This window comes from Streptomyces sp. B15, assembly GCF_018070605.1.
Lineage (GTDB): Bacteria > Actinomycetota > Actinomycetes > Streptomycetales > Streptomycetaceae > Streptomyces > Streptomyces smyrnaeus.
In genome coordinates, this window is sequence record NZ_JAGPXJ010000012.1 from 1 (window position 1) to 11,383 (window position 11,383).

At 70.1% G+C, this 11,383-nt stretch carries 9 protein-coding genes; 4 read left to right on the plus strand and 5 right to left on the minus strand.

The annotated features are described in order from the left end of the window. The 3 genes from KBY19_RS08175 to KBY19_RS08185 form a co-directional block, all read left to right on the plus strand. A partial coding sequence (locus KBY19_RS08175; RefSeq protein WP_210965489.1) for a 4'-phosphopantetheinyl transferase superfamily protein occupies nucleotides 1-567 on the plus strand: 567 nt, incomplete at its 5' end. A gap of 10 nt (nucleotides 568-577) precedes the next feature. After that, the gene (locus KBY19_RS08180; RefSeq protein ID WP_210965490.1) at nucleotides 578-1,744 is read left to right on the plus strand and encodes a RedV protein; all 1,167 of its coding nucleotides are present in this window, start codon (nucleotides 578-580) and stop codon (nucleotides 1,742-1,744) included. Between the two features lie 346 nt (nucleotides 1,745-2,090). Then, the gene (locus tag KBY19_RS08185) at nucleotides 2,091-2,741 is read left to right on the plus strand and encodes a response regulator transcription factor (RefSeq protein WP_099878152.1); all 651 of its coding nucleotides are present in this window, start codon (nucleotides 2,091-2,093) and stop codon (nucleotides 2,739-2,741) included. Nucleotides 2,742-2,814: 73 nt separating this feature from the next. Here KBY19_RS08185 and KBY19_RS08190 read toward each other — a convergent pair whose 3' ends face one another. The 4 genes from KBY19_RS08190 to KBY19_RS08205 all read right to left on the minus strand — a co-directional run bounded on the left by KBY19_RS08190 (nucleotide 2,815) and on the right by KBY19_RS08205 (nucleotide 8,087). Further along, on the minus strand, nucleotides 2,815-3,132 hold the full coding sequence (locus KBY19_RS08190; protein WP_099878155.1) for a RedY protein: 318 nt from the start codon (nucleotides 3,130-3,132) through the stop codon (nucleotides 2,815-2,817). Nucleotides 3,133-3,208: 76 nt separating this feature from the next. After that, nucleotides 3,209-4,372 (minus strand): L-prolyl-[peptidyl-carrier protein] dehydrogenase, encoded by a 1,164-nt coding sequence (gene redW, locus KBY19_RS08195; RefSeq protein WP_099878157.1) that lies wholly within the window; start codon nucleotides 4,370-4,372, stop codon nucleotides 3,209-3,211. Continuing rightward, the gene (locus KBY19_RS08200; RefSeq protein WP_247690743.1) at nucleotides 4,362-7,271 is read right to left on the minus strand and encodes a polyketide synthase; all 2,910 of its coding nucleotides are present in this window, start codon (nucleotides 7,269-7,271) and stop codon (nucleotides 4,362-4,364) included. The genes redW and KBY19_RS08200 overlap by 11 nt, the downstream gene beginning before the upstream one ends. A 6-nt stretch (nucleotides 7,272-7,277) precedes the next feature. After that, entirely contained in the window at nucleotides 7,278-8,087 is an 810-nt protein-coding gene (locus tag KBY19_RS08205) for an AfsR/SARP family transcriptional regulator (protein ID WP_099878160.1), read from the minus strand. Between the two features lie 646 nt (nucleotides 8,088-8,733). Here KBY19_RS08205 and KBY19_RS08210 point away from each other — a divergent pair. Continuing rightward, the gene (locus tag KBY19_RS08210; RefSeq protein ID WP_099878162.1) at nucleotides 8,734-9,480 is read left to right on the plus strand and encodes a 1-acyl-sn-glycerol-3-phosphate acyltransferase; all 747 of its coding nucleotides are present in this window, start codon (nucleotides 8,734-8,736) and stop codon (nucleotides 9,478-9,480) included. 161 nt (nucleotides 9,481-9,641) lie between these two features. Here the strand turns inward: KBY19_RS08210 and KBY19_RS08215 are convergent, their stop codons facing one another. Continuing rightward, nucleotides 9,642-11,306, minus strand: a complete 1,665-nt coding sequence (locus tag KBY19_RS08215) for an alpha/beta hydrolase (RefSeq protein WP_210965491.1) — start codon at nucleotides 11,304-11,306, stop codon at nucleotides 9,642-9,644. Between the last annotated feature and the right edge of the window lie 77 nt (nucleotides 11,307-11,383).

An 11,383-nucleotide genomic window follows, 5' to 3' on the forward strand; every position in this document is an offset into this window, starting at 1 on the left:
CTGCCGAGCAGACGGTGCGAGTGGCTGGCGGGGCGGCTCGCTCTCAAGCACAGCGTCTGCGCCCACCAGTTGCGGCAGCGGGGCCACCTGGTCACGAACCGCGAGGTACGCGTCGACGCCATCCCCGACGGGATGCGGGCGGGCAAGCCGGTGGTCGACGCGCCGGTGGAGGTGGGGCTGTCCCACTCGGCCGACCTGGCGGTGGCCGTCTGCGGGCCGCACGCGGTCGGGGTGGATCTGGAGCACCGGCGCGTGGTCCCGCCGCTGCTGGCCGAGTTGCTGACCGCCGAGGGGGAGCCGCACTCCGCCGACCCCGAGCGGCGACTCCTGGCGGCGATGCCGCTGCCGCTGCGCTGGGCCTGCAAGGAGGCCGTGCTCAAGCACTACGGCTTCGGTCTCCGCGTCGACGCCTGCGAAGTGGCGCTGACCGGGTGGCGGCCGGACGGCCGTTTCAGCTGGCGGGCCGGCGTCGGGCTGCTCCGTCACGCACCCGCCGCGGAAGGCGGACTCAAGGAGAGCTGGGCGTTCGAGATCGACGGCTATTACCTGGCCGTGGTGAGCACGTAGTGGAGGATCCATGCAGCCGACGAGCCATGCGGCGACCGAACTGGAGCGGCGCTTCGACGCGGCCCTCACCGGAGCGACCGCGACGGCCGCGCTCAGTCCCTCGTCGCACAACTGCCAGCCCTGGGGCCTCGCCCGGCTGTCCACGGACGCGGCGCGGGCTGCCGCGGCCACCCTGCTCGGTGGCGGGGAGGAGAGAACGGACGAGGAGTATGTGGCACTCGCCCTGGACCACGGCCGCGAGCTGACCGCCCTGCCGGCCCACGCCGTCGAGATGCGGGTGAGCTGCGGCGCGTACTGGCGTACGCTGCTGCGCGCGCTCGCCGCGCAGGGCTGGGCCCCGTCCCGGGTGCGGGTCCTGGAAGCCGACGCTCGGGCACCCTTCAGCGGGTGGCCGCCGAGGTGGTCCCTGCTGTGTGTGGCGGCCCTGAGGTACGGCGAGGGGTCCGGCGAACGGTTCGCCGAGCTCCGCACCACAGCCGGGGCCCGACGTACCCAGCGCGGCGCCTACCGGAGGGAGCCGCTCGACGCCGGCCTTCTCGACGGTCTGGAGACCCCGACCGTCGAGGAGCTGTGGCCGGGCACCGTGACCGTCCAGCATCTGACGCGACCCCAACAGCTGGAGGCCTTCGCCGCCTTCTGCTCCCGCTACGCCGGACGCGACTTCAGCCATCCGGAAGCGTGGCGGGAGACCCATTCCTATCTGCGCCTGAGCCGTGCCGAAGCGGACATGCGTGGTGACGGCTTCACGTTGCGGCAGCTCTTCGGCCCTCTGACACCCGCCCGGCATCTGGCCAAGCGGGTGCTGCTCGATCCCCGGGTGCTGCGGCCGTTGTGCCGTCTCGGCTTCGACCGCCGCCTGGCCGACGGTCTCGCCGCCACCGTACGCGCCGGCACCCCCGCCCTGACGACCATGGGCTTCACGACTGCACAGCCCGGACCCGCCGATCTGCTGGCCGGCGGTGCGCGGCTCGCGGACTACTGGCTGGCGGCGGCCGGTGCGGGACTGGCCCTGCACCCGGTGAGTGTCGTGGTGCAGCACGAGGACCTGCGGCAGAAGCTGCAGGCCCGGCTCGGGCTGGCGGGACGGACGTTCTTCGTCAGCCGGCTCGGCCGGCCCACCGCCGCGGTCCCGCCCACGGCGAGACGCCCCGACGCCGGGGAACACCGCTCGCTCTGACAGCGGCGAAGCGACGGGACCGCGTCACCAAGATTTCTCCTGTTGTATGCCGCAACAGGCAAACACCCGGCAATAGGTTGCAGCAAGCGATTGGCTGTCTCGCATTCCACGCACTTGAATCCTGTTCAAGCCGTGCGGATTTGCCTGGTCGACATTACCCTGGCTACCGCCTGAAGGTCGTGTTAAAGTGACCCATTCCGACGGACGGGGGACGGATGCTTATGAGGGTATGGTTGTTGACGCATCGTTCAATTACCAGGACCTACGCCAAGCCACCCGGGCACTTCGGCCGGGAAGTTCATTCACCACACAGACCCCCTCGGCCGACCACCCGGGGGGGTCGGTCATGAGCACCCGCATACTGATGTTCTGCGACAAAGTCATCATGTGCGAGGGCATGCGCGCCCTGCTCGAAGAACACAACCTGCAGGTCAGGGCGGAGACATCGGTGCAGAGCATCGTCGCGCTCGCGACGGAGGACCCGCCCGAGGTGATCGTCGTGGTGAGTCCGGCGCTCACCGTCGACGACCGAACCGAGCTCGCCGAGCTCGCCCAGCTGAGCAAAGTCCTCATGCTCGCCAAGGCCGAGAACATGCCCAGGGCCTTCGAAGCGCTCCGGGTCGGGGTACGTGCCGTACTTTCCGTGGAAAGCTCGGTGGATGAACTCATTCACGTGATCAGAACGCTGGTCGAAGTGGATGCCATTGTGGTTCCGGTTGCCGCGCGAAAATCCGTGGAAATGTTGGCGCGTTCCTGTCCGTTACCCCCGGCAGCGAATACATTGACACTACGGGAGAACGAGGTGTTGCTGTTGCTGGCGCAGGGAATGGCCAACGACGAGATCGCGGAAAAGCTTTCGGTCTCCGGCGCCACGATCCGGTCCCATGTCCACAATGTGCTGCACAAGCTCAACGTCCGGTCACGGGCGCAGGCTGTCGCCGTCGCGTACGAGACGGGACTGATCAACACGATCGAACAGAAGGTGTCCCGCCGATGAGCGGGCTGCCGCTCCCGCCGACCCCGCCTGCGACGGCCCCGGAGCGGGGCACAGGCCCGCCCGCTGGTGGGCCTCATGCCGCAGAGTAGCCGGGCTCGACGCGCTCGCCGACCAGCTCGTCCACGACGGTCGCCAGCTTCTCGAACTCGGCGGCCAGCCCCTGGAACGTGTCGCCTTCCATATCACGCCGGAACTCCGCACGGCTGCGCACGGAGATCACCTCGAAGTAGTCGAACTGCGTCGAACTGTCGTCCGTAACCCGCTGCACGGTGAAGGACAGCACACTGGGCAACAGGGGGCAGGTGGCGTAGTCCGTCTCCCGCACCCACCTTTCGAACGCGGCGGGGTCCACTCCGCCGCGCAGCCGGATCCGGTGAACAATGACGTCCATTCCGTTCTTCCTTCCCTCATATGCTGACCATTCTCTTCATATGCCGACCGCCCTCTTCGCTTCCCGGCGGTCGGATTCACAGCCGTCCGGTGCCGCGCCGACGGGGGTTGAGTCCGAGCACACGTGCCACATTGTTCTTCTGGATCTCGTTCGTGCCGGAAAAGATCCGGGCGGGCAGGGCGTCCCGCAGCAGTGCTTCGGCCTCGCCGTCGAGGATCCCCAACGCACCGCGCAACTGCACCGCGTCCAGGCCGAGCTGTACCGCTGCCTCGCTCACCGCGATCTTCGCCAGCGCCGGGCCTATCTCGTCGCCGGTACCGTCGGCCAGCCCCCGGGCCGCCTTGTAGAGCAGCAGCCGGGCCGACTCGTGGCGGACCATCATGTCGACCACGCGGTGGCTCACGGCCTGGAAGGCGCCGATCGGCGTACCGAACTGTTCACGTTCCCTGACGTGCGCGACCGTGGAGTCCAGCACCCGTTTCATGGCGCCCAGGTAGGCAGCGAACAGGCAGGTGCGCTCCCACTTCATCGAACAGGAGAAGACGGCGGCGCCCGAACCCTCGGCTCCGAGCACCTGGGTGGCCGGGACGAGGCAGTCGTCGAAGTGGACGTCCGCCATGGGTGAGCCGCGCAGACCGACCTTCTCGTAGCGCTGTCCCACGCTCAGGCCGGGTGTTCCCGCCTCGACGATGAAGGTGGTCAGGCCGAAGAATCCGCCGTCCGGATCGGTGGCGGCCTGCACGATGAACAGGTCCGCGACCGGCGCGTTCGTGGTGAAGCACTTGGAGCCGCTGAGCCGGTAGCCGTCGCCGTCGCGCGTGGCGCGGGTCCGCAGCCGCAGTGCGTCCGAGCCGGCCTCCGGCTCCGTGATGCAGTGCGCGGCTATCCACTCCCCCGAACCCAGCGCGGGGAGCCAGGTCTTCTTCTGCTCCGGTGTCCCGAACTCGACGATGGGCATGACGGCGGCGAACAGGTGCGCGGCGATCGAGAAGGCGAAGCCTGTGTCGTCGCAGCCGAACCCGAGGGCCTCCATCATCGCCGCGGCCGACTCCGCGTCCAGGCCGCTGCCACCGTACGCGGTGGGGACGCTGCTGCCGACGAGCCCCTGTCGGCCGGCCGCCAGCCAGCGACGACGGAAGTCCACGGCGTCGAAGGCGGCCGGCGGGGCCAGCTCGCGCTGGGCGAAACGCACGACCATGTCGCGCATCTCTTCCGTTTCGGGCGAGAGATCAAAGTCCATGACTGTCCGTGTACTCCTCTAGGAGCAGGTGATAGTTGATGCCACCGGTGCCGAACGAGCTGACACCCGCGCGCCGGGGGCGGCCGGACCCCGTATGCCAGGGCTGCGCACCGGTGGAGACGCGGGCGGGAATCAGATCGAGTTCCAGTTCCGGGTTAAGCGTCCGGAGGTTGGCGTTCGGCGGAAGGGTCCGCGCGCCCACGGCCAGCAGCGCACGCAGCAACCCGGCGGCTCCCGCGGCCGCGAAGGTGTGCCCGAAGAACGACTTGGCGGAACCGATCTCCAGCGGGGCGCGCCGCGGGCCCGAGTAGACCTGCGCCATGGCCGCGACCTCCACACGGTCGCCCACCCGGGTCCCGGTTCCGTGCGCCTCCACGTAATCCACCGCCGCGGGGGCGAAGTCGACCTGCTCGAAGGCCTGTCGCATGGCGCGGGACTGGCCCGCCGCATCGGGAGCGATGAGCGACTTGGCGTCGTTGGACGCGCCGACGCCGCGCAGCAGACCGAGGACCCGATCACCGTCCCGCCGCGCGTCCCGCAGCCTCTTCAGCAGGAAGAGCGCGCAGCCGTCCCCGGGGGTGAAGCCGTCGGCCGCCAGATCGAACGGCGTGATCTTGTCGTGCGAGAGCAGGCCCAGCGCCGAGCAGAGAATCATGTCGCGTGCGTTGCAGGGCAGTTCGACGCCGCCGGCGAGCGCATAGTCCGCGGCGCCCGTCCGCAGCCGGGTGACCGCCATGTCGACGGCGGCGAGCGAGGAGGCGCAGGCGGCCTCGACGGCGACCGGGACGGCGGCCAGACCGTATTCGTTGGCGATGAGCGCCGCCACCCCGCTCGCCAGACAGCCGTCGAGCATCGTCGGACGGTCGGCGGGCCCCGGCTCGCCGTACAGCTCGCGCACCGACTTCAACAGGGGCTCCACCTCGTCACGGGACCAGCCCTCGAGCGTGCCCAGGGAGCGCACCGTCTCCTCGAACACGTCCAGGCACCGCCCGGTGTGCGCGTTCCGCTCGGTGGCGAGCCCCAAGTTGCTGCCCACGGCGACCAGACCGGTACCGGTCAGCGTGCCGGGCGCCATCCCCCGGCGGGCGAACAGTTCGTCGGCCACCGCCAGCCCGACCCGCTGAGCCGCATCCAGCGCCTCGTACCGGCCCGGCGGAATCCGCACGCCCGGCGGCGGTGTCCTCGGCACGGGCATCGGAGCGCCTTGTTCGGCGTAACTGCGGTTGAGGCTGAGGGCGTGCGGGCTGTGGTAGAGCTCCCGGTCGAGCAGGGCGTCGGGGACCGGGCGGATGTGGTCCCGGCCGGCCAGCATCGCGGCCCAGAACGCCTCGGCATCGGCCGTGTCGGCGAACCGCCCGCCGTATCCGATCACGGCGATGGGTTCCGGGCCGGTTCCGTGCCATCGGAGCCGGGCACCGCGCCTCTGGGGCTCCGGGGGCTGCGAGCGGTCATCGTCCTGCGCGTATTCCTGGAGCACCAGGTGGCACAGCGTGCCCGTCACAGAGGCCCCGCCGACCACGGCACGGCGGGGGCCGCCGCCCGCCGGCCGCTGCCAGTCCTCCGCCTCCACCACCGTGCGCAACGGTGTGCCGGAGACGGGCAACTCCCCGGGCACCGCCGCGCGCTGTGCGGGGAGCCGTCGGTGGTACAGCGCCAGGGCGACCTTGCTGACACCCGCCAGCCCGGCGTTCGCGTAGGTGTCCCCGAGCCGGTCCCGGACGCTGCCGACGGCCACGGGGGCGGGCGCGGCCTCCAGCAGGCCCGAGTACGTCCCCGCCAGCAACTCGACACCGCCCCCCGCGCACTCCACGTACTGCACGGAGGCCGCGGGCGCACCCGTCCGCCGCCAGCTCGCGTCGATGGTCTCCCGCTGCCGAGGGGTCGAGGACGAGTGGCGGAAGACACCGGGGTGCGCGTCCTGGCGCAGGGTGCAGTCCACGAGGGTGGCGTAGACGCGGTCACCGTCCCGCACCGCCGAGGACAGCCGCTTGAGCAGCAGCGCCCCGACGCCCTCGGAGAGCGGAAGAGCGGCGCTGCCGGACGACGGCCCGGGGGCCGGGGAGGCCGAGCGGCCCTCATGGCACTGCCCGGCCAGCACCAAGGCGGCGTCCGTCAGGTCGCAGCGGAGGCTGTCCACCGCGTGCGCGATGCCCAGATACGAGGTGGCGTCGGCCGACTCCACGGCCAGGGTGCGTCCTCGCAGCTTGAACGCCGCCGCCACCCTGGCCGGGATCGTGCTCGCCATCTCTCCTATCCGGTCGTGGGGCGAGGCACCCAGTCGGCGCAGCATCGCGGAGCGGAACTCCTCGGCGGCACGGGCCCCCGCGCCACCGGGACCGGGCGTCTCGGCCTCGGCCGTCGCCCGCTCCAGGTCGCGCGCGTACCGGCTGCCCTCCACCCGCAGGGCGTTCGCGTACTGCCGGTCGAGCCCGAAGCAGGTGCCGGTCACCACGTCCGTTCTCTCGGACGGCAACGGCCGCTGTGCGTAACCCGCGTCGTCCAGGCACTGGCGGGCGGCCTCCAGCATGAGGAGCTGCATGCGTGCCATGGAGGCGGCCTGGGCCGGCGGGATGCCGAACCGGGCGACGTCGACCTCGATATCGTCGAGTCCGGAGCCGGATCCGGAGCCGTAGCCGGCTTCCGGTGGCCCGGCGGTACCGGTCGTCGTGCTCGTACCGCTCGTACCGGCGGCTGGCCGCCCCGTTTCCCGGTCGCCCTCGCCCGCCGCGTCCGTGTGCAGCCGCCAGTAGTCGGCCACTGACCGGGCCGCCGGGTAGAGCGCCGCGATGCCCACCACGGCGATCGGCTCGGACCCGAAGGCCCCGTGGTCGTCGTCGGTGCTGCTGCCCCGTCCCGAGTGCATGGCGGGCTGCTCCTGTTCCTCGTCTGGGGTGGTCATGTGGCGTCAACCCGTGGGAAGTCCGTCGCGCCCCGGTTCGCGACGGCCCCACAGCACCCCGGGATGGGAGAGCGCGGGATCGTGCGCGAGGATCTCGGCGTGCCGGCGCTGGAGGGGCTCCGCCGGTTGGATGCCCAGTTCCTCGTCGAGGCGCCGCTGGGTGAGGCGGAAGAGTTCCAGCGCGTCGCTCTGCCGGCCGGTCCGGTACAGCGCGAGCATCAGCAGTTCGCAGAAGCGCTCGCGCAGCGGGTACTGCGCCGTGAGCTGGCGCAGTTCGGCGATCGCCCGCGACTCGTCGCCCAGGATCAGCCGGGCGCTTGCCAGGTCTTCCCAGACCGTCAGCCGTCGCTCCTCGAACAGCGCGCCCGCGCTGCGGCACCGCAGCCCGTCGCCCGCATCCAGCAGGGCCGGCCCCCGCCACAGCCCGAGCGCGGCTTCCAGATGGCGCAGCGCCCGCTCCGGTTCGCCGGCCAGGGCTTCCGAACCCCGCACCGCGTGATCCAGGAACCTGTTGCCGTCGATGCGGTCCCGGGAGACGTTCAGCAGATAGCCGTTGGGGACGGCACGCAGCAGCGCCGCGTCCCCTGCCGGCAGGCCCAGCACTTTGCGGACGCGCGTGGCGTGCGCCTGCAGCGCGTTGCGGGGATTCCCGACCGGATGTCCCGCCCACAGTTCATCGGCCAGTTCCACATGCGAGACGACGTGCCCCGGCTCCAGCGCCAGGGTGGCGAGCATGGCGCGGACCTTGCTGGCGCGCACCCCGATGGTTCGTCCCTCGCAGGAGACGGACAGCGGGCCGAGTATGTCAATGTCCACAGCGTTATTCCCCCATGATGCTTGAACTCGCTCATCGGCCGTGGCCGAGAGAATTCGCGCACTGAATTCCTCTGTGACTCGAACTGCGCCCACCCGGCAGGCGGGACGCCTGTTGCGCTACCGCGCTCGTACTCTTCATCGACCGTGCCGGGATGCGGCATTCCGCCCAACACATTTTCTGGAAGTTGCGACTCGGAACGGTGTGGCGCTGACCAGGTGCTCTCCTGCTGCAGACAGCTGAATTTCCTTTCAGATGGGCCATACTTTCAGCCGGCCGGGAGGGTGTCATCGATCAACCGACTCGTTTTGCCCATGCACGGACGATGGAACCTGCCCTGTCCACTCATCCATTCGTTGAGTGACCGCATGATCACCTCAACGGAGCACCAGGAAACACCCGAGGACCTCATGAAGAGGACGTTTACGGCGATTAGCGACAGAACGCCGTTCGTCGGGTCGAACATGCCTGAGAGGCAGTACCCCGGACCGCGGCCCGTCCAGGCGCTACGATCGGTACCTCAATCACATGAAGTGACGTTCGGTCAGGAGCCGACAGTTGCCCGCGCTGACCGGCGAGGAGCGCATCGTTGAGCCACCTGAGGCGCCTGAGGCACCTGAGCCGCCGCGGTAGAGCCGGGAGAGGCACGTGTTCTATTACGTCCTGAAGTACGTGCTGCTGGGGCCGCTGCTGCGGCTGGTGTTCCGGCCACGGATCGAGGGCCTGGAGAACGTACCGGACGAGGGGCCCGCGATCGTCGCGGGAAACCATCTGTCCTTCTCCGACCACTTCGTGATGCCGGCGATCCTCAAGCGCCGCATCACCTTCCTCGCCAAGGCCGAGTACTTCACGGGCCCGGGTCTCAAGGGCAGGCTGACCGCGGCGTTCTTCCACAGCGTGGGCCAGATCCCCGTCGACCGCTCCGGGAAGGGCGCCGGGCAGGCGGCCATCGACGAAGGGCTGGGCGTTCTGCGCAAGGGAGAGTTGCTCGGCATCTACCCGGAGGGCACCCGCTCCCACGACGGACGGCTCTACAAGGGCCGGGTCGGCGTCGCCGCGATGGCGCTCGGAGCCGGGGTGAAGGTGATCCCGTGCGCGATGGTGGGGACCTTCGAACTCCAGCCGCCGGGCCGGAAGGTGCCCCGCATGGGCCGGGTGACGATCAGGTTCGGCAAGCCGCTGGACTTCTCGCGGTTCGCGGGGATGGAGCACGAGCGGACGGTACTGCGGGCCGTCACCGACGAGATCATCCACGAGATCATGCAGCTCTCCGGCCAGGAGTACGTCGATATGTACGCCCCCGACGCGAAGGCCGCCCAGGCCGAGGAACGGGCCCGCGAGAAACAGGAGAAGCAGGGAAAGCAGGAGAGGCGGGAAAAGCGGCAGAAGCATTAGGCGACGGACAAGGGGCAGCCCGAAGGATTCGGGCCGCCCCTTGTCCGTGCCGGCCGGTCGACTTCCGTGGCACCTCGGACTCGCTCCGAGGCGCCACGGAAGTCGGCGTTCACTGAACGTCGACGTACTGCGGAAGCCGACGCTCTACCGAAGCCGACGCTCTACGGAACTAGCGCGGGCACCGCTGCGGCCTTCGCTTTCGCGGTTGCCTTGGCCGGGGACCCGACGGGCTCCGGGGTGGCGTGCGGGGCGCAGGTCACGTCCTTGGCGCCGACAGTCCCCTTGAGGAGATAGGCGTCGACGCGCTCGTTGATGCAGGGGTTCTTCAGGTTGGTGATGCCGTGCGAGCCCGCGTCCCTCTCGGTGATCAGCCGGGAGCCCTTGAGGCGCTTGTGCAGCTCCACACCGCCCGGGTAGGGCGTCGCGGCGTCCCGGGTGGCCTGGATCATCAGCACCGGGTGCGAGGTCTTGGCGCGGATCTCCAGGGCGTCGTGCTGCTTGAGCGGCCAGACGGCGCAGGGGTAGTTCATCCACGCGTTGGACCACGTCAGGAACGGGTACTTCTCGTGCAGCCGGGTGTTGTCCCGGTCCCAGGTCTTCCAGTCTCGGGGCCACTTGGCGTCGTTGCACTCGACGGCGTTGTAGACGGCGTTGCCGTTCTCGCTCGCCTTGTTGCCCGCCACGTCGGACAGGTCCGGTGCTGCGGACTCGATCAGCGGCTTCTCGTCCCCCTTGAGGTAGGCGGACCACACCGAGGCGACACTGGCCCAGGCCGAGTCGTAGTACGGCGCGCTCTGGAAGAAGCCCAGCAGCTCGGCGGGGCCGACGACGCCGCCGATGGGGTTCTTCTTGGCGGTGGCGCGCAGCTCGCGCCACTTGGCCTCGACCTTCTCGGGGGTCGAGCCGATGCCGTAGACGTCGTCGTGCTCGGCCACCCACTTCTTCCAGTCGTCCCAGCGGGCCTGGAACGCCACGTCCTGGTCGAGGTTGACGTCGTACCAGATCTTCTTCCGGGAGGGGTTCACCACGCTGTCGGTGATCATCCGCCGGATGTGGCCGGGGAACAGCTCGGCGTAGACGGCGCCCATATAGGTGCCGTAGGAGACACCGAGGAAGTTGAGCTTCTTGTCGCCGAGCGCGGCGCGGATGACGTCGAGGTCGCGTGCGGCGTTGGGCGTGGTCATCTGGGAGAGCAGGTCGCCGCTGCGCTCCTTGCAGCCGTCGGCGTACTCCTTGGCCAGCTTGCGCTGGGCGAGCTTGTCGGCCTCGCTGTCTGGGACCGGGTCCGCCTTGGGGGCCTTGACCCACTCCTGGGGGTCGGCACAGGAGATGGGAGCCGAGTGACCGACACCGCGCGGGTCGAAGCCGACGAAGTCGTAGGCGGTGGCGGCCTTGGCCCACAGCGGGTTCTTGTCCGGGATGCGGTTGGGGAAGCGCAGCCCGGAGCCGCCGGGGCCGCCCGGGTTGTAGACGAGGGAGCCCTGGCGCTTCTCCTGGCCGCCGGTGCTGCGGGCCCGATCGACGGCGAGCTTGATCTTCTTGCCGTCGGGGGCGGCGTAATCGAGGGGGACGGTGACCCAGCCGCACTCGACGCCGTCCTTGAGTCCCCAGTCGGCCGGGCAGTCCCTCCAGTCGATGCCGGCGCGGGCGGCGCGGGCGGCTGCCTTCCGCACCCCGCGCGCCTCGGCGGCGCCCGAGTGCTTGCCGGCTCGCGCGTGGGTGCTGCCGCCCTCCGCGACGGCGGACGGAACGGATATCAGCCCCGCCGTGAGGGCTCCGGCGGCGATGGTGCCGGCGGCGGCTATGGCCGCCTTCCGTCTGTTCACGTGATTCCCCTCCGATTGCTGCCGGGTGCGACGGCTGTTGTCGGTGACCACGGTGGTGGCCTTCAGAGGGGATCCTT